Genomic DNA, 19266 nt, shown 5'->3' on the forward strand with positions numbered 1-19266 from the left:
GGCCTTTGAAAACAAGTATTTAAAGCTGTTGCTTGCGTAGTTTTACGCGAGGCTATTCTTTTGGTGTTTTCATATTACCAATATCTTTTAGGTAGCTCATGAAAATCCGTTCAGCACTTTCTACTGGTTGTTTTCCTTTTTTTATGTGATTGATCAATCTATTGATATATCTGTCTAGTTTACTATCTAGAAAATCCTGTTGTAGCTTGGGGTGGATGTAATAGTTGCGTGTAATATTACGTGTGTTACCCAGTTTATTCGCTACTTGGTCAACTATACCCACTAGATTTTTGGGCGTTGAATCTTTTATTTTTCCTGTTTCTGTATCAATCATACATAGTAAGGCCATACAGCAACCCGCCCAGGTCCTAAAGTCCTTACAACTGAAATCCCCGTTCATGTAGGTCTGGATATAGTGATTGACGTTACCCGAATCAAGTTGTTGAATACAACCTTCCGTATCGTAATACTGAAATAATTTTTGTCCCGGTAGTTCTTTGATTTTCTTGAGTATACGTACAAGGCCTGAATTACTTAGAATGATATTTTGTTTTACGCTTTTTTTTCCGGTAAATTTAAAAAATGCCTTAGAACCTACGATCTTAACATGCCTATTTTTTAATGTTGTCAGACCATAAGATCCATATTTTTGTTCATAGAGTGTATTTCCGGCTCGGAGATAAGTTTCAGACATGACAAGTATTGCCGCAGCTGTGATTTTATCCTTAATAAAAGTACGTTTCCTGAGATCCTTTTTCAACTGTTGTTTTAGCTTAGGTAAGGCACATCCGAAATCATATAGTTTTTCAAACTTTTTGAGATTTCTTATTTGCATCCACTTGGCGTGATAACGGTATTGTTTTCGACCTAATGCATCAATACCCGTTGCTAATAGATGACCATTTTGTTCCATACTTATCCACACGTCTTCCCATGCGGGAGGAAGTACTAATTTTTCGATATACGACAAAATCGCGGTATCCTTTATTTTTTTTCCTTTGGGATTTACATAGAAAAATCCATTTTTGTTTTTCAGCCGACGGTAGCCTTCCGCATCCGAGCTAACATATTTGAGCGCTGAGTCTTGTTTTCGTTGTAAATGCATGTTAGCTATTTGAAGATGATTTTATCGAACATCTTAAAAAATTTCATCATTGTTTCCCCCTGGATCGGTATCAGGATGTATGCCCGGTCTATCCGACTCGATGATATCGTCCGCTTCCTGATCTTCAATTTCCTGTTCTCTAACGGGCTCTTCAATTTCCAGACTTTCAGGGTCAGGTTCTTCTATTTCTTCTTCAGGTAGATCAGGAGGTGTACCTTCACCTGTTTCAATGTTTTTCAACTTATCGGGTACCTCGGGATTTGTTTCCTGAGGCGCTCCTTCATTTGGGTTTTTAATCTCCTGATCCGAAGGTCCTGTTTGTCTTTGCTGTGCTATGTTTAGCACAAGCAAGATTTGTGGGGATGTATATATGTTATTTTTCATCTGTTTATTTTTTAGATATTATTTAGTTCTGCATCCATTGAACTCCGCATATACTTGTTTTTGTTCATATGAATTTATGTACATCCAAGCTAGAAAGATGTTTGTTGGTTAAATAACTATCGAAGGAAGCGAAATGTTTATAGAAAGTGTTTTATTTCTTATTTCATTTGTTAGCGTGTTGATCTTAAGTATGCATTGCTCGTTTTTATTAATATACAAGTCTTTTTACTAAATTATCCTGATATATACGTACCTCTATACGATTTCTACTTGTTGTCGGATTTTTCGCAACTACATCTGGATTGACGTGTTGTAAATACAATTAATAAAACAGTTGTCATTAAATAGAAAGGAGTATTATTATGAGCGAATTAACATGGAAAGGTCGTTGGAACGAACTAAAAGGAAAAGTAAAACAGTCCTACGCTGATATGACAGACGATGATCTGTTATATGTAGAGGGTAAGGAAGATGAGTTATTAGGCAGACTTCAGACCAAGACAGGTAAGTCTAAAGAAGAAGTCGAAAGTTGGCTGAATGATTTATAGTGCAATGGGTCGCTCCATTTTTATTATTTGGTATCTATAATAAAATTGTAAAAACACATGGACATGATTAATGAGATGAATCGTGTGAATAAAAAAGAAAGCACAGTATAAAAACTGTGCTTTCTTTTTTATAAGGATTAGACCTGTAGACGTGTAATAGCTTCTGCAAGTAATTTAGGTAATGTGCGATGTTAATCCAATAACGGTTTTAAGACCGGCCATACATTTTCGGCGACTATCTTTTGGCCTTCATCTGTGGGATGTACGCCGTCAGTTTGATTCAGATTTTCTATTCCTGCGACCTTATCCAAAAGAAAAGGAACTAATGCCATGTCATATTCATCAGCTAATCTTGGATAGATGTCCTTGAAATTATCAAAATAGGTTTTCCCCATGCTTGGAGGAACCATCATACCCGCAAGAACTAGTTTACATTTGGGATTCGCTTTTTTTACTTTTTCGATGATGTTGCTTAGATTTTCATAGGTCGTACTATTCGGGATCCCACGCAGACCGTCATTTGCACCGAGTTCCAATACGAAAATATCGATGGGCTGTTTCAGAAGCCAGTCAATACGCTCTTTTCCGCCGGCACTCGTTTCGCCACTGAGACCGGCATTGATACAGTCATAAGGGAGTTTTAGGGAATCTATTTTTGCCTGAATAAGAGCAGGAAAGGCGTCTTCTTGGCCGTCTAGGCCATATCCTGCCGTCAGACTATTTCCGAAAAAAAGAATAAGCTTTCGGGATATTCTTTTTTCAGCGATTTCTTCACTATTTTTATTCAATTCATCGTTGCGATCTCCACCCTCGGTATTTCCGGTGCCATTACAAGAGAACAACGAAGTGATAAAAAACAAAAATGTACACGTTCTAATAATCGATATCATAAGACTAAATTAGTCAAAACCATTTACTTTACGTATTCATGTCGTCAAATATTCTCCAATTAAATCAGGTCTCCAAAAATTATCGTATTGGCGCAGCCAATCTTTCTGTATTGCGTGATATTAGTTTTGATATCGAAGAAGGCGCTACAGTTGCCATCGTAGGACCTTCCGGTAGTGGAAAAACAACCTTGTTGGGCCTTTGTGCAGGCTTAGACCATTGCAGCGAAGGAACTATCGTCTTAAACGGTATCTCACTACACGAACTGAACGAAGATCAACTCGCACAGGTACGTAATGCGCACGTGGGATTTGTGTTTCAGAATTTTCAACTGTTGCCCACACTTACAGCACTAGAAAACGTCCTCGTACCTATGGAACTACGCGGTATGAAGAATATGAAGAAGAAGGCAATGGATCTTTTGGATAAAGTAGGACTTTCTGCCCGAATGGACCACTATCCCTCACAGCTTTCCGGTGGAGAGCAACAGCGCGTTTCGCTTGCCAGGGCTTTTGCCAATAGTCCAAAAATTCTTTTTGCAGACGAACCGACGGGCAATCTCGATGCCGAAACAGGGTTGCTTGTCGAGAACTTGCTTTTTCAACTTAACGAAGAGTTGGGTACAACGTTGGTAATCGTGACACACGATATGGAACTAGCGGCTAAAACACAACGCATTATACCGATCAGAGGGGGAGCAATTATATGAATTGGCGATGGATTGCTTTAATGGCATGGCGAGATAGTCGAAAAAACCGATCTAGGCTTTTTCTATTCGTCTCATCAATTGTACTGGGAATTGCCGCATTAGTTGCGATGAACTCCTTTAATGAAAATTTATCCCGCAATATAGACGATCAAGCTGCCCAACTTATCGGAGCAGACCTCGAATTGGAGAGCAGACGAAAACCCACTAAAGAGGCGTTGGTATTCATCGATTCTCTTCAACGGATAAGTGACGGCCATGCGCGGGAGGAACGCTTTATGTCCATGATTCGATTCCCTAAAGTCGAAGGTTCCCGTTTGGTTCAAGTAAGGTCATTGTCTGGTGCTTTTCCGTTCTATGGTCAATTACAGACTAACCCCCGCTCGGGATCCGAAGATTTTGGGCAGGCCGAATCCGCACTGATCGATCATGCACTGATGCTTCAATTCGATGCTCAGGTAAAGGATTCCATTCAGCTCGGGTTGAATGGTTTTGTCATCGGAGGAAGACTTATGGGAGCCCCCGGGCAAACCAGTATTTCAGGTGCCATGGCACCTACCGTTTTTGTTCCGCTTAAGTATTTAGAAGGTTCCGGTCTACGACAGATGGGGAGTCGGATCGACTATCATTATTACTTTAAATTTAGCTCAGATTTTAATGTCGATGAGTTCGTTAAAAAAATGGATGACCGTTTTAGTGAATTGCAATTACGGCATTCAACTATTTCTTCTACGAAGGAAGATACAGGTAGATCGTTTGCGGATGTGACCCAATTTATGGAACTGATAGGCTTTATCGCGTTACTTTTAGGATGTATAGGTATCTCGAGTGCGGTACATATCTATGTGCGCGAAAAATTGGTCACCGTAGCGATACTACGCTGTTTGGGCACAACGCCTAAGCAGGCTTTCTTTATCTTTCTGATTCAATTGGCGGTCATGGGATTTATAGGTGGTATTTTGGGAGCGTTCCTGGGTACGTCGGTACAGTATATCCTGCCATTGGTTATGCAGGAATTTCTGCCGATAGAATTAAGTACTCATGTATCCTGGTATGCTATCGCTCAAGGTATAAGCTTAGGGATAATTATTGCTGTTTTATTTGCTTTGGTACCGCTCGTGGCGATCCGCCATATTTCTCCGTTAAATACGCTGCGGGTGGGTAACGAGTCTGACACGGTCAAAAAGGATTCGCTGAGGTGGTGGATCTATGGAGCGATTCTTTTGTTCATTATTTTATTTGCTAGGTTACAGTTGGATAACTGGATGCAAACCCTATTCTTCACATTGGGGATAAGTTTTACTTTTATTTTTTTGTATGCCGTATCCCAAGGGTTGATCATGCTTGTGCGACGTTATTTTCCAAGCGGGTGGCCTTATCTTTGGCGACAGGGATTGTCTAATCTCTACAGACCTCATAATCAAACTGTGGTATTGATTGTGTCGATTGGATTAGGTACTGCACTGATTGCTACTTTATTTTTTGTACAGGATATCTTATTGCAGCGTGTCCAGAGGGCCTCCTCAGAGAAACAGGCAAACATGGTTCTTTTCGATATACAGTCTGCTCAAAAGGATGCTGTAAAACAACGGATAATAGCTGAAGGATTACCTGTCCTGGAAGAAGTCCCTATCGTAACGTTACAAGTTGCTGCTGTAAATGGTGAAAACCTCGCGGATGTCGCTTCGGACTCCACCTCTCGTATCTCATCACGGGTATTTAGGAATGAGATTCGTGCAACCTATCGTGATTCGTTGAGTGATGCGGAGCAAATTACCTCCGGTACCTGGCGCGGTAGGGTAGAGACGGGAGACACGGCACAAGTTTCGTTGGAGAAGCGCTACGCGGATCAAATCGGTATACAAATAGGAGATCGTTTGCTGTTGAATGTACAAGGTGTTATGATCCCGGCAATTGTAAGCAGTATGCGCGAAGTAGACTGGAATCGTTTCCAGACAAATTTCAGGATGGTATTGGCAAAAGGAAGTATAGACGATGCGCCACAGTTTCATGTGCTGATGACACGGGTTGAAGGGGAAAGCGAATCCGCTGCTTTTCAGCAGTTGGTGGTGAATCAATTTCCAAATGTTTCTGTGATTGATATGAATGCTGTTTTACAGATTTTAGACGATCTTTTGGGGAAGATTGGTTTTATTATTCAATTTATGGGAACCTTTAGCATCTTAACCGGAGTCGTCGTATTGATTTCTGCCGTAATGATAAGCAAGTATCAGCGTATTCGGGAAAATGTGCTACTGCGTACATTGGGAGCCAGTCGTAAACAAATTGTGATCATAACGGTATGCGAATATCTATTTTTGGGTATATTCTCTTCAGTTGCTGGTCTTCTAGTAGCGCTATTGGCCAGTAACCTCTTAGCGGTCTTCGTGTTCCAAAGTGCTTTTGTCCCTAGCATGGGTTTTATGCTATTATTAATTTTGTTTGTTTCGACACTTACCGTTGGAATTGGTACACTGAACAGCTTATCTATTTTGAATCGTTCGCCACTGGAAGTATTGCGGAAGGAGTAATTTTTCAGTAGTAGTTTTTAATAATGTTTTGAGGTTTAGAAATGAGTGTTAAATAGGAACCAATAATTTAATCAATTTCTTTTGTCGCTTGCCGCGACCTTTATTTTTTTGCCCTCATCGGCGGGCGGCCTAGTCCTTTTTTCATCCTTTGTTTGCTTTTTAAAGGAATTCAAGAGACCTCTTCGAGGGTTTCCCTTGATGGAAAATGGACCAAAAGATCAAGACTTGGTCAATGTTACGCTAAAAGCTTTTGGATTTACTAAACAGCTCCAAGTCGTTTCACTTGGGGGATCTGTTCTTAACGCAAATCCAAAAGCTTTCTTAACGCTACATCGACCTAGGTCGTCCTTTTCGATTCAGCTGAAGCATAAAAGTACAATATAATCAATGCAGTATCCTTTCGTCACCGACAAATGTCGCCTTAGCCATTTGCCAATAGCAGGAGGAGGCACTAACCGCCGTGGCAAATGGGTACAGCGATGACTTTTGCTTCTTTTGAGAGAAAAGAAGTCGCCCCGCGCCGGCGAAAGAGGCGCATAAAAATTGATTAAAATAATCCTTCTTTAACTTCACACCTCCCTCAAAATCTAAACGTTTTATTTTATTAATCCAGCCCTTTTTAACAAAGCATCCACTTGAGGTTCTTGGCCTCGAAAGCGTTTGTAAAGTATCATTGGGTGTTCCGTACCGCCACGTGATAATATATTGTCCTTGAATTTCTCAGCAATTTCGCGGTTGAAAATTCCATTCTGTTTAAAATAGCCGAAAGCATCAGCATCCAATACTTCCGCCCATTTGTAGCTGTAATAACCCGAGGAGTACCCTCCATTAAAGATATGCGAGAAAGAAGGGCTCATCGCATTTTCTTTAACGTCCGGAAATAACTGCGTGGAACTGAATTTTTCATTTTCGAAAGATTTTACACTCTTTATTTCGGAAGGATCTTGCCCGTGCCATCCCATATCTAACAAACCGAAACTCAACTGACGTAAAGTAGCCATACCTTCTAAGAATGAAGCAGATTTCTTGATTTTTTCCACCAGATCCATTGGAATGGATTCCCCGGTTACGTAATGCTTGGCAAACAATTCCAGCGCTTGTTTTTCGTAGCACCAGTTTTCCATAATTTGACTAGGTAATTCTACAAAATCCCAGTACACAGCAGTGCCAGATAATGTCGGATAGGTGGTGTTGGCCAACATACCGTGCAACGCATGACCAAATTCATGAAATAGGGTAGTAACCTCATTAAATGTTAATAAGGACGGCTTGGTTGCTGTGGGTTTGGTGAAATTGCAGACGATAGAAATGTGCGGACGTTCTTGTTGATTATTTCTCAGGTATTGAGGCTTAAAAGAAGTCATCCACGCCCCATTCCTTTTTCCTTTTCTAGGAAAAAAATCTGTGTAAAATACCGCTACGAATTCGTTGTTTTCATTAAGCACTTCAAATGTTTGCACCTCTGGATGGTATTTTTCAATGGTATCAACCTCTTTAAAGCGTAAGCCAAATAATTTTTTAGCCACTTCAAAAGCACCATTCAATACATTTTCCAGTTTAAAATAAGGTTTCAACTTTTCGTCATCTAAGCTGAATTTCTCTTGCTTTAGTTTTTCAGCATAGTATGCAGAATCCCATTTTTCCAATTGATCCAGTCCGTCTCTTTTTTTTGCGAAATCAGCCAGTTCGTTAAATTCTTTTACAGCAGCTGGTTTTGCTTTTATAAGCAAGTCGGACAAGAATTCATTTACTTTCTCCGGATGTTGTGCCATACGTTCTTCCAGCACAAAATCTGCATGTGTGCGATAGCCTAGAAGTTGTGCGCGTTGAAAGCGGAGGTTAACAATCTTTAATATGTTCTCTTCATTATTGTATTCGTTATCCTGAAATGCCTTTCGACCTGCAGCTAGGGTGATTTCCTTACGCAGTTCACGGCTGTCGGCATAGGTTACAAAAGGAATGTAACTCGGGTAATCTAACGTGAATATCCAACCTTCTTTATTGTGTGATTCCGCGAGACCTTTTGCCGCTTCAATAGTTCCTTCAGGAAGTCCAGATAGATCAGCTTCCTTTGTAATGTGCAGTTGATACGCGTTGGTCTCTGCCAAAACATTTTCCCCAAACTTCAATTTTAATACAGACACCTCGGCATCTATCTTTCGTAGTTTCTCTTTTTTTTCCTCATCCAACAACGCGCCGTTTCTCACGAAATCCCGATATGATTTTTCCAATAGGGTGTGCTGTTCATGATTTAGATGAATACGATCTATGGTTTCATACACTACCCTGATGCGGCTGAATAGATCGAAATTTAATGTGATGTCATTCGCCAGCGCAGATAGTTTGGGAGCGATCTCCTGCGCAATTTTATCCATTTCGTCATTTGTTTCAGCAGCATGCAGATTGAAAAAGATATTTGATATGCGATCGAGCGAGATTCCGGAATAGGCCATTGCTTCTATTGTATTTTCGAAAGTGGCGGTATCAGGATTGTCGACTATGGCATTTATTTCTGCACGTGTTTCTTGTATGGCTTTTTCAAAAGCGGGAATGTAATCTTTAGTATCTATTTGGGAGAACGGTGCCGTGTCATACGCCGTTTTAAATTTGTCATTCAGTATACTCATGGGGGTAAAAATACAATATTTTTACATTAATAGATATCTTATCAAGAGATCGGTTAAGCTTGAGTTTGTTATTATCAAGCACAAGTGACGCTACGCTTAACACTTGCGCTAATTGTGATGATACCAGTTCCTGCCTGAACGTCACTGCGAGGAGGTACGACGTGGCAGTCTTTAAATATAGATCGCCGCACCATCGTTCCTCCGGTTCGCGATGACGGTACCTACTTGACGCAAGTCTTAGTGTGTAGGATCGGCTAGACTTGTGCCTGTTGAGATCACCACTTTGTTACATCATATGCGGCATTCCAAAACTGAAACTCAAGACGACTGGCCGTCACAAATGCATCAAGCATTTGCTCCCGGACTTTCGCTGTAGTCTGTTCAGCCATTAAATCGACATAGTCGGTCGCTTTCCGCACACTTTCTCCGAATTCATCCCCACTGTACGTATCGATCCATTTTTTGTACGGATTTCCGGTGACAGTCTGTTTGCTGTAGATGTGATCACCCACTTCTTTGTATATCCAAAAGCAAGGTAAAACAGCAGCCATAGCAACCTCTAAGCTGTCGAATGCCGCCGTACTTTTGAGAAAATGTATGTAATGATGACATACCGGTTCGATAGGGATATGTTGTTGCACCGTCAGACCGAAATCTCGGAAATACGATTCATGTAATGCCTTTTCGACGATCAATGCATCCTTTCCAAAGTCGAAAAAATCTAAAGCTTGTGCGTTGTCCTGGCACTTGGAACCCAGAAATGCTAAAACGCGGCCAAAGTGCTCGAGGTATTTGGCATCTTGAAGCATGTAAAATTGAAATTTATCTAGCGGTAATGTTCCTTCTTGTAATTCGCGGATAAAGGACATGTCTAAAATATTCTGATATAGTGGTGTGATTGTATCCCAAGCGAGATTAGTCCATTTCATATGTATTTAATTATGTTTTTAGAGGTCATAAGGAATATCCCTGTATTTTATCCGTTGCCAGCCTTTGTGTCCGTGGATATTTCATACGTAATAAGCTTTTGTGGCGCATAAAGGTGATTAAGTGGGCCATTACCTTGGCCTATAATCAGGTCTTTGCTATGAAAAATAGCCTCATGCACATAATCCAGTGCCTTTCCTACAGCCTCTTTCAACGTGTACTTCTGAGCTAGGAAAGTTGCAATAGCAGAAGATAGCGTGCATCCAGAACCATGAGTGTTCGGTGTGGCGATTTTAGGCGTATGGAAGGAAAGGATAGGCTCATTTTGTAGCACTAAAAGAGATGTTAATACGTCGCTGTCGAGATGGCCTCCTTTTACCAACACCGATTGGCATCCCATATTTAACAAGGATTTACCTGCCGCTTCCATCTGCTCGACGGTTGCTATCTTATTGCCGACCAATACAGCTACTTCATCAAGATTTGGGGTAATAATATCCACTAATGGGAATAGTTTTTCGATACATGCTGTTATCGTGTCTTGATCAATCAATCGATGGCCACTGGTAGAAACCATGACAGGATCGAACACGATTTTTCCGGTATAATCTTTTAGAAAGTCTGCAATGATATTAACTAGTGTTGTGTTGTGTACCATTCCGATTTTGATCGCGTCTGGATAGATGTCGTCAAAGATGGCACGCAGTTGTTCTTCGATGGCTTTTGGGCTAATTTCGAAAATATTGCGTACGCCTTGCGTATTTTGTATCGGCAGGGCTGTTAATACGTTGGTAGCATAACATCCTAATGCTGAAATGGTTTTCGTATCCGCTTGTATCCCAGCTCCACCGCTACCGTCAAAGCCGGCAATACTGAGCACACTAATCGTCTTTAGTTTCTTCATTGGTGTCATTTCAATAATTCTTTAAGTTCATGACTGGCTTTTCTGGGATCGCTACTGGCACAAATTGCCGACACAACAGCGATACTATTTGCTCCTGCATCAAAAGCTTTTTTTGCATTTTCAACATGCATTCCACCAATTGCGATAAATGGTTTAGGAGATAAATTCCGTAATTCTCGTAAACCGGTTATTCCCCATGTTGAGAGCGTGTCTTTCTTGGTAGCTGTATTAAATATGGGGCTAATGCCGAGGTGCTGTACATATTGTAACTCTTCACTCATCATCTGTGCCATAAGTTCTATAGACCAGCCTATTGAAAGGCGGTAGCCGTAGGTGCTCATGATTTCTGAAGGCTGGGTGTCGCTTCTTCCAACGTGTACTCCCCATGCCTGTATCTCAACCGCGATATCTACGGCGTCGTTGATGATCAACGGTATCTGATAGTGATCGGTTAGTTTTTTGAGCTCCTTGGCTTTATGCAGAAACTCGTACCTGCTGCAATCTTTTTCCCTCAACTGTATGATGTCTACGCCGCCTAAAATGGCTTCTTCAGCTACGGTGAGCCAATGTTTTTTAGAACAATCCCTTTCGGATATGACCAGATACAATGGATAAGGAAAAGCATCATGTATTGGCATAGCATTTTAGTTTCACGTGCTTTGAAATCTGTTCATCCGATAACTGGTAGAGCGTATCATAGAGGGCGAGTTGCAGTGAGCCAGGACCATTGGCTCCCTGAGCTGCGAGTTCACCGGATAAGCTCATTATCGCGACACCGGCAACGGCCTCTTCAAAAGGATTGCGATTAAGTCCGAGAAAAGCGCCGATCAGGGCTGTAGATGTACAGCCCAATCCAGTTACCTTAGTCATCATCGGATCACCGTTGTGTACCTCCGCTATTCTGGTGTCCGATAGGATATAATCAATGCTTCCTGAAATGCAGACCACGCAGCCATATTGTTGGTTCAGTGCTTTTGCAGCTTCGAGTGCGTCGTTACTCGATTGTGTACTATCTACTCCTTTATTGGTGGATAAATTACTATTATGTAATGCTATGATTTCAGATGCGTTGCCTCGAATTACGGTAGGCTTCAGGAGTAGCAATTCGCGAAGGATTTCATTGCGAAGGGGAGAAATACCGGCTCCCACCGGATCTAGAATCCACGGAAGGTTGAGCTTGTTTGCCTTCTTTGCCGCTTTTATCATTGCTTTTGCCCACTTGCGGTCTAGCGTTCCTATGTTTATTACAAGAGCATTGCTCAATGCCACGACATCCCGGACTTCGCCCACACTGTGTACCATTACCGGAGAAGCTCCTAGGGCAAGCAGGGCATTTGCCGTATTGTTCATTACCACAAAATTGGTTATGTTGTGGACAAGAGGAGTTTTTTCGCGTAATTCCTTTAACTGTTTAATGATTTGATTTTCCATTAATTACATCTTTTTGTAAATAATTAATGGCTAAAGAGGAGGATGTCTTTGAAAAGTTGCTTTTTCCTACGCCGGTGTTAACCGAATCAGGTTCAAAGGGTCTATCTCAATTCCTTCCGGAATACCCCTAAAGCCAATCAAAGATATCAATTAAAATGCGAATTCACAAGGAGGTATTTATTGTATGGGGGCAGTAGTTTTTAAAACATTTCTATACGGATAGGTATGGAAAATATGTCTTCTGGCAAAGCGACCAGGAGAATCCGCATTTACAAATTTAATATATTCATTTTTTGACACACCGAAATATTCGTATTGACTGCCATCTTGGAAGGTAATCACTAATACCTGAGATTTCCATTCAAAATCATAAATACTTGAATTCGCCAGGGTATTCGTATAAATAGGTAATTGTTGTTCCCGGGTTTCAGGGCAGATGCTTACTAAAAAATGATAAGCTTCGATCATTTCTTTGCTCTTCATCTCCGCGTTTTGCTTCCCTTCCTCATCATTTACAAATTTATCCGGATGGCATTCTTTCATGATCGTCCGGTACGTCGATTTTAAGGTTTGAAGATCTGCTGATTTGTCTACATTTAAAAGTTTTCTGTAGTCTGCGATTTTTTTCATGCGCGCAAAGGTATGCATTATAAACTAATAATCCGCACTAAATAAGATTGCGTGCAGGTAGACGATCGGATAGATGATTGTTTACAGCGGTAAATTATTCAAACCTTGATTGACGATTTCGGCGCGACGGTAGGTTTCTTCAGATCGCTTGTGCAGTTCGTTATATGCGGCAAATATGTTTTCCCCGTATTCCCTATACATGTCCTGGTAATCATGAACTTCCGACAATGTTCCCTTGAATTCGTTCTGGTCGCGGTCTAATGTAACGATGTCGACCTGCGCTTCAAGGTAATTTCGGTATACCTGATGGATGTCGTCCCACAGTTGCTCGTCTATCCAGCTCTCTTTTTCATAGATCATATCGAAGTGTTTGGCAAACCAGTTATATTCGCTTTCGAGATCGTCGTGCATATCTTGCAGACGCTGGTTATGATAAGCGACGCCTTTATAAAATTCCCCCAGGTCGATGTTTATTTCAGCATTATCATCTTTGTCATCGAACGGCAATACCGAAGGATTCTTTATTTTGAGGAATACTTCGAGTATATCCAGATCTTGTTCAATTGGCAACAAGAGATAGTCGAGTTCAGCGACTTCAAAGTCTAATTGTTCCAACGCCTGATAATGTGCTTTTAATTGTTGCAGCATCTCCCAGGTCAGGTCGTGCATCAGGTAATGTGCTTCAAGCCCTTTTTTCTCAAAATCTAATAGGGGCTTTTTCAGGTCAAAACGTAATATGATGGGTCTCAACGGATGTTCTTTGACGATTTCTTTCATTTTAGTGTTTTTATTTATAGCGAAAAGGAACAGACGTCATTTCCCGTTTTGTTATGGACCTTTTCTTTCCTATTTTCCATGTCAAGGTAGGAAATGACGCTGTTATATTCAAGTATATTCATTTTGCATATATTATGCGGCCTTGCTGAGGCTTGTTTAAATACCTCCCTGAACGGGAAGTTCTATTGTGTCCAAGAAAATTTTTACCACAGGGAAAGACAGGTGTGTGCATGTCTTACCGCGGGTATCAAGCAATCTCTTTAAAGCACGTAGCTGCTTGTGCTATCGCTGTAGTTTGCTGTCGGATTAATCCCTATATACGTGACACGGAATTCATATTCCTTAAACGTTTCCAACCCTTCGAGTAAACAGCTGCTTTTCGAACTCAGTTGCGAAGTCCACGCATCCGTACTTCCTTTGATGCGGTATTGAAACTCATACATACGTGCCCCGGTCCACGAGGTCGTTTTGATCTGTACACGTCCGCTACCGATCTGCCCGGGTTCAGCTATAGGGCGCTGGGCTTTTGGGACCAGTCCACTGTAGGATTCATTTGATTTCTGTAGGCTGAATCCGGCAGCCAGCACTACCGTGCCGTCGCCATTTGCCACCGTATCGACGTACTTGCTCAGTTCTTTAAGCACATAGTCCAGTTCTTGACGTTTCTGCTTGCGTATCATGATCGCCCTTGTATCACGGTAAGCCGCTTCGGTCGCGGAGTTACGGAAGGCGGTCAATGCTGCTTCCAATATAGTGAGCGCTGGTACTGGCGCTGCAAACAGTGTCGACTCTGCTGTCATTTTGGAGTAGATCTGTTCTGCAGTCTGCATCAATTGAACATCGGTCTGTTTCTTTCCTGGTAATTTTAATTTACTCATGTCTTTTTTTTAAAAATGTTAATAAATCACGCTGTGAGCTCGCCTACCGTCCGGAAAGTGGGCACGCTCGTTTTGTTTGTGCTAGCAACGATACAAACATACGACAAGAGCTATGACATGGAGGGGGTAAAATCCCGCCAAAATTCGCAAAGTCCGAAAAACTTTTTGGCGGAATTTTACCCCTTTTTTGGAGGGTCGGAGCGGTTGTTTTGGTTAAAAAAGTTTGTGTATGCACTATTTAGGCCGATTTTCGAACTTCATAGCGCTAAATTTTCACCGAAGTAAACCACTCGGAAAAATTGCATTGTCGATTGGAAAAGTTGAATGACCAGCTGGAAAAGTTAGAATGTTGGTCGGAAAACTTGGAGAGTCTGTTGATAAAACCGACTTGTCGGTTGGAAAAGTTGGTTAGTCGATTGGTGAAATTGAATGACCAGCTGGAAAAGTTAAATTTCCGGTCGGAAAACTCGGAGGGTCAATTGACAAAAATGCCTTGTCGGGTGGACAAGTTAGTTAGTTGATCAGAAAAGTTGGGCAGCCGGCTGGAAAACATGGAGAGTCTGTTGACAAAACTATATTGTCGGTTGGAAAAGTTGCATTGTCAGGAGGACAAGTTAGTTAGTCGATTGGTGAAATTGAATGGCCAACTGGAGAAGTTAAATTGCCGGTCGGAAAAGCTAAATAGTTTGTTGACGAAACTGCATTGTCGGGTGGAAAAGTTGGATACTATAAATCTTTGTATCCGTTATCTGCACTTCATTTGGTCTTCCGCAAGGAGGGACGTTGATTTAGTTTTCTTTCCATTGCAGGTGTGTGTCCGAAGTAGTTGACATATTGTTTGATAAAATATCTGGCCGTTGAGAACTGCAGATAGAAGGCTATCATATCTACAGACTTGTCGGTTCTACGGAGCATCTCCCTGCCTTTGTAAATGCGTATGGTCCGTATGGCCGAATTCACTGTCAGTCCATTTTCTTTAAAGATGCGATACAGCGTGCGTTCACTGGTCAACAGCTTGTCGGCTATTACTTGAATATCTATTTCCTCATCCATATAATGCTTCATGATATAGTCCTTAGCTTGGTGCAGAAGCGGAATATCATCCTGTCGCATGGATCGGGCATGTTCGAGGATGTCGGCGTGGTAGGTGTCCATGAGCTGAACCATTAATGCCGGTAGCTTATACTTTAGTGAAAAGGGGCTATCTTTGATGTGTTGTATCTGCTGCAGGATCTTGTTTATCCGAAAGGCTATTTTTTGCGCTGGCCGTATACTAAGCTGGGATCCGCTTTCTGCAGACAACATTCTCCATTCGGTAGAGAGCAGTTTGATGTCGCTGATTTCCAATCCGATGAGGATCATCCACATCTTTCCCGATCGGAGGTGATGCCGTACCGTATTTTCTTCGTTGAAATAGCCTTGGTATTGTTGCTGTTCGATGCTGTGTTTTTGCGCATCATCTATAAAAGAGTTTCCGAGCAGCTGGAATACCATCCAAAATGTCTGGTGGGCGTTGGCTACAGTAAAATGCCAATCTGTATCACAGCTACATTTTATTTCGATAAATGAGAGCTGGCCTATTTTTCGCTGAGCGATGTAATAATCTTTCTGGCATAATAGCATATCTTGTTCCGGCATAAAGTTGAAATACCTTCCCTTGGGAGCTAAAGATGTATTACTTGGTTTACTGGAGATGGCTAATAGGGGTAGACTGGTGTTTAAAAGCATAATTTTCTAAAGTAGCTTGGTTAGGGGCGATTTATACAAATCCCTAACCATATTCATAATTTTTAATTGAGTGGTTTATTATTTAGAAATAAAGCTACAAAAAATAGGTTAAATTTTCAAGTAGTAGCATCTATGTCCCGTGATCCTAGAGATCATGATTTGAAATACAATTGTTCGACCTTCAATAAAATCAGTGCCATTATGGGTTGAGTTTGGCTTTAAAGTAATGTAACAAAGACCTTCTCAGGTCTTTTTCTTAGGGACTTTTGCGCCTTCTTTCTTTGCCTGAGAAAGACCAATAGCAACGGCCTGTTTTTTAGATGTCACTTTTTTTCCGGTACCTGTTTTAAGTTTTCCTTCTTTCATTTCGTGCATCGCTTCCTCTACCTTTTCGCCGGCTTTTTTTGAATATTTTGCCATGATATCATTCGTTTAGTGTTTATGATAAAACTTAAATTGTTATACGTCCGCCTGTTGCCGGTAGGGTCGCACCCGAAATATAGCTGCTCTCTTCGGATGCAAGGAAAACATAGGAAGGCGCTATTTCGGCGGGTTGTCCTGGTCTGCCGACGGGTGTATTTTCTCCAAAAATATCGATATCTTGCCATTTAGTAGCAGGAATAAGCGGAGTCCATACTGGACCTGGGGCGACGGCATTTACCCGTATGCCTTTACCTTCGTTTAATAGGATCTGGCTGAGATTGGCCGTGAAGCTTTGAATAGCCGCTTTCGTAGCCGCATAGGGTAATAAATCATCAGACGGGTGATACGCGTTCACCGAAGTGGTATTAATAATGGAGCTACCAGGTTTCATATGTGGTTCGGCCGCCTTACATAAATAAAACATGCTGTGAATATTGACCGCAAAAGTGTGTACCCATTCGCTAGAAGGGATATCTTTTAAAGACTTACGCGCCATTTGGAAAGCGGCGTTGTTTACCAGGATGTCAATCTTTCCAAACTCTTTTACAGCGGTAGAAACGATTTTTTTGCACTGTTTTTCACTCGTGATATCGCCTTTAATTAGTACACATCTTCGTCCGGCTTCTTCCACATAATGAGCGGTATCGCGCGCATCCTCATCTTCCATATCATCTAGGTAACTGATGACGACGTCGGCGCCTTCTCTGGCGAATGCAATAGCAACAGCTTTCCCTATTCCAGAATCACCACCTGTAATGATCGCGGTTTTATCCTTTAGTTTTCCCGAGCCTTTGTAACTACTTTGCCCATGATCAGCTTGGGGACGCATGGCGGATTCAGTTCCTGGAAACTCTTGCTTCTGCTTTGGAAATGGAGGTTGAGGGTATTTGTCCTCCGGATTTTGTTGTTGATTCTTATTACGGCCTGTTTGCTTTTTCATGATTGATGCTGTTTTAATTTAATCGATGTTCCGTTTTCTACTATGACAATGCAAATCCAGATATTGTTTTGTGAAATCTTACTAAGAGTTGATTGTCATTGAGAACATGCGTGGATTCTTTTGATGAAGATTCTTTCTGAATATGGCATTCTTAAAGTAAAAATGAAGTGATTTTTGATGGTGTAACTTGTATTATCAAATAATAAGTAGTTATTTTAAAACTTTAAATGCAAGATTACTGTTGCAATAAAAATTGGTAATTTTAACTATGAAATTGTCATGATTCTCTGAATTACAAATAATTTTAATATTAAAGTAGGGAGAGCTTCATTACGATCGATTGCACATTTATATAGATGAAAAACAGGCATGATTCTAATTGTTGATGATAGACAGGAAAATATCTATTCTTTAAAAAAATTATTAGAGTCCAAGAATTTTTCGGTAGATACAGCGCTATCGGGCGAAGAGGCTTTGAAAAAGGTGCTGAGAAATAGTTACGCCCTAATTATATTGGATGTTCAGATGCCTGGAATAGACGGTTTTGAAGTTGCAGAAACCCTAGCGGGCTTCAACAAAACAAAGGATATACCTATTATTTTTTTGTCGGCAGTGAATACCGATAAGAAATTTATTACTAAAGGATATGCTTCTGGCGGGATAGACTACGTCACCAAGCCTATAGATTCGGATATTTTGATGTTAAAAGTAAAGACGTTTTATCGCTTATACGAACAAACTTTGGCACTCAACGAAACGCAACAGGCACTGCGATCTGAAATAGAATCCCGAAAAAAAGCTCAGGCAGAACTGAAAGAAAGGGTAGACCATTTACATTCTACGTTAGAATCGCTTCCGCAGATAGCCTTTACTGCAAATGCAGAAAGACAAATTGAATTTGTCAATAAAAAGTGGTTTAAATATTCTCTATGGCCGAATGTTTTTCCAGATACCCATCCGGAGGATAAGGATATATGGGATGAATGGACGGCGTCTATAAACGCAGCCCGTTCGCTTGAGCTCGAAATAAGGCTTAAAAAAATAGATTCCGATATTTTTAGGTTTCATCTGCTACGTATAATCCCCATTAAAGAACAAAATATAGTTGTAAAATGGGTGGGTACGTTTACGGATATTGATGATCAAAAGCAGATGGAAAAAAAGAAAGATGAATTTCTGAGTATAGCGAGCCACGAATTAAAAACCCCACTCACAAGTATAAAAGCTTACATACAATTACTAGAAAGGGCGATAGATATAGAGAAGGACAGCGCAACCAATATGTATATCAGTAGAGTACAAACCCAATTGTCTAAGTTGAATAGTTTTATAGCTGATTTACTTGATATTTCCAAAATAGATAATGGTAAGATGAAGATAAACAAAAAGGCGTTCGATTTCGAGCATCTTCTTGCCAATGTGGTTGATACCATTTATCATACACATGAAAAAAATAATATCGAAATTGAAAGAGAGGGTGATATAATAGACCGGCTTATGATTGGTGATGAAATAAGGATTGAGCAGGTTCTTATAAATTATCTAACAAACGCCATAAAATATTCTCCAAATTCCAATCGGGTAATTTTAAAAACAGAAAGAGAACATTCGTTTTTGCGGGTAAGCGTACTCGATTTTGGTATCGGTATTCCTGAGCACAAGCAAAAGGGGATATTTGATAAATTTTATCGTGTCGAGGAATCTTCGCTCAGATTTCAAGGATTGGGAATAGGACTTTATATTTGCGCTGAGATAATCAGGCAGCACCATGGAACGTATGGTGTGAAAAGTCAGCAAGGACATGGATCGACATTTTATTTTACTATCCCTTTAAACTAA

At 40.8% G+C, this 19266-nt stretch carries 19 protein-coding genes and 1 riboswitch; of the genes, 5 read left to right on the top strand and 14 right to left on the bottom strand.

What is annotated here, in order from left to right; all coding sequences use genetic code 11:
* Positions 1–52: 52 nt before the first annotated feature.
* Positions 53–1105 carry a DNA topoisomerase IB gene (locus FAZ19_RS17700; RefSeq protein ID WP_136822090.1) on the bottom strand — a complete coding sequence of 351 codons (1053 nt, stop codon included), beginning with the start codon at positions 1103–1105 and terminating at the stop codon, positions 53–55.
* Positions 1106–1138: 33 nt separating this feature from the next.
* On the bottom strand, positions 1139–1489 hold the full coding sequence (locus FAZ19_RS17705; protein WP_136822091.1) for a hypothetical protein: 351 nt from the start codon (positions 1487–1489) through the stop codon (positions 1139–1141).
* Between the two features lie 362 nt (positions 1490–1851).
* On the opposite strand from FAZ19_RS17705, the gene FAZ19_RS17710 reads away from it, so the two are divergent.
* Positions 1852–2037 (top strand): CsbD family protein, encoded by a 186-nt coding sequence (locus FAZ19_RS17710; protein WP_136822092.1) that lies wholly within the window; start codon positions 1852–1854, stop codon positions 2035–2037.
* Between the two features lie 191 nt (positions 2038–2228).
* Here the strand turns inward: FAZ19_RS17710 and FAZ19_RS17715 are convergent, their stop codons facing one another.
* Complete coding sequence (locus tag FAZ19_RS17715) at positions 2229–2927, bottom strand: arylesterase (protein ID WP_136822093.1); 699 nt, start codon at positions 2925–2927, stop codon at positions 2229–2231.
* Positions 2928–2965: 38 nt separating this feature from the next.
* Here FAZ19_RS17715 and FAZ19_RS17720 point away from each other — a divergent pair, with 38 nt between their 5' ends.
* Complete coding sequence (locus FAZ19_RS17720; RefSeq protein ID WP_136822094.1) at positions 2966–3634, top strand: ABC transporter ATP-binding protein; 669 nt, start codon at positions 2966–2968, stop codon at positions 3632–3634.
* Positions 3631–6162: an ABC transporter permease gene (locus FAZ19_RS17725; RefSeq protein WP_136822095.1), complete on the top strand. Its 2532-nt coding sequence runs from the start codon at positions 3631–3633 to the stop codon at positions 6160–6162. Before FAZ19_RS17720 ends, FAZ19_RS17725 begins: the two co-directional genes overlap by 4 nt.
* Positions 6163–6758: 596 nt before the next feature.
* Here the strand turns inward: FAZ19_RS17725 and FAZ19_RS17730 are convergent.
* From FAZ19_RS17730 to FAZ19_RS17765, 8 genes are all read right to left on the bottom strand, one after another.
* Complete coding sequence (locus FAZ19_RS17730) at positions 6759–8789, bottom strand: M3 family metallopeptidase (RefSeq protein WP_136822096.1); 2031 nt, start codon at positions 8787–8789, stop codon at positions 6759–6761.
* A gap of 275 nt (positions 8790–9064) precedes the next feature.
* Complete coding sequence (tenA, locus tag FAZ19_RS17735; protein WP_136822097.1) at positions 9065–9718, bottom strand: thiaminase II; 654 nt, start codon at positions 9716–9718, stop codon at positions 9065–9067.
* Positions 9719–9765: 47 nt separating this feature from the next.
* On the bottom strand, positions 9766–10620 hold the full coding sequence (gene thiD / locus FAZ19_RS17740) for a bifunctional hydroxymethylpyrimidine kinase/phosphomethylpyrimidine kinase (protein ID WP_136822098.1): 855 nt from the start codon (positions 10618–10620) through the stop codon (positions 9766–9768).
* A 5-nt stretch (positions 10621–10625) separates the two neighbouring features.
* On the bottom strand, positions 10626–11258 hold the full coding sequence (thiE, locus tag FAZ19_RS17745; protein ID WP_136822099.1) for a thiamine phosphate synthase: 633 nt from the start codon (positions 11256–11258) through the stop codon (positions 10626–10628).
* Positions 11245–12051 (bottom strand): hydroxyethylthiazole kinase, encoded by an 807-nt coding sequence (gene thiM / locus FAZ19_RS17750; RefSeq protein ID WP_136822100.1) that lies wholly within the window; start codon positions 12049–12051, stop codon positions 11245–11247. The genes thiE and thiM overlap by 14 nt, the downstream gene beginning before the upstream one ends.
* A 46-nt stretch (positions 12052–12097) precedes the next feature.
* A riboswitch (TPP riboswitch) is annotated at positions 12098–12190 on the bottom strand.
* Positions 12191–12228: 38 nt separating this feature from the next.
* Positions 12229–12681, bottom strand: a complete 453-nt coding sequence (locus FAZ19_RS17755) for a KTSC domain-containing protein (protein WP_136822101.1) — start codon at positions 12679–12681, stop codon at positions 12229–12231.
* 81 nt (positions 12682–12762) lie between these two features.
* Complete coding sequence (locus FAZ19_RS17760; RefSeq protein WP_136822102.1) at positions 12763–13458, bottom strand: hypothetical protein; 696 nt, start codon at positions 13456–13458, stop codon at positions 12763–12765.
* A 260-nt stretch (positions 13459–13718) separates the two neighbouring features.
* Entirely contained in the window at positions 13719–14336 is a 618-nt protein-coding gene (locus tag FAZ19_RS17765) for a fibronectin type III domain-containing protein (RefSeq protein WP_136822103.1), read from the bottom strand.
* A gap of 15 nt (positions 14337–14351) precedes the next feature.
* Here FAZ19_RS17765 and FAZ19_RS17770 point away from each other — a divergent pair, with 15 nt between their 5' ends.
* A complete protein-coding gene (locus FAZ19_RS17770; protein WP_136822104.1) occupies positions 14352–14621 on the top strand; it encodes a hypothetical protein in 270 nt (89 codons plus the stop codon).
* Between the two features lie 471 nt (positions 14622–15092).
* Here FAZ19_RS17770 and FAZ19_RS17775 read toward each other — a convergent pair whose 3' ends face one another.
* From FAZ19_RS17775 to FAZ19_RS17780, 3 genes are all read right to left on the bottom strand, one after another.
* Complete coding sequence (locus tag FAZ19_RS17775; RefSeq protein ID WP_136822105.1) at positions 15093–16064, bottom strand: AraC family transcriptional regulator; 972 nt, start codon at positions 16062–16064, stop codon at positions 15093–15095.
* A 243-nt stretch (positions 16065–16307) separates the two neighbouring features.
* The gene (locus tag FAZ19_RS23950) at positions 16308–16484 is read right to left on the bottom strand and encodes a DUF6496 domain-containing protein (protein WP_169305696.1); all 177 of its coding nucleotides are present in this window, start codon (positions 16482–16484) and stop codon (positions 16308–16310) included.
* Between the two features lie 31 nt (positions 16485–16515).
* Positions 16516–17427 carry an SDR family oxidoreductase gene (locus FAZ19_RS17780; RefSeq protein WP_136822106.1) on the bottom strand — a complete coding sequence of 304 codons (912 nt, stop codon included), beginning with the start codon at positions 17425–17427 and terminating at the stop codon, positions 16516–16518.
* 369 nt (positions 17428–17796) lie between these two features.
* Here FAZ19_RS17780 and FAZ19_RS17785 point away from each other — a divergent pair, with 369 nt between their 5' ends.
* Complete coding sequence (locus FAZ19_RS17785; RefSeq protein ID WP_136822107.1) at positions 17797–19266, top strand: ATP-binding response regulator; 1470 nt, start codon at positions 17797–17799, stop codon at positions 19264–19266.

The sequence above is a fragment of the Sphingobacterium alkalisoli genome (assembly GCF_005049105.1).
Classification (GTDB): Bacteria; Bacteroidota; Bacteroidia; order Sphingobacteriales; family Sphingobacteriaceae; genus Sphingobacterium; species Sphingobacterium alkalisoli.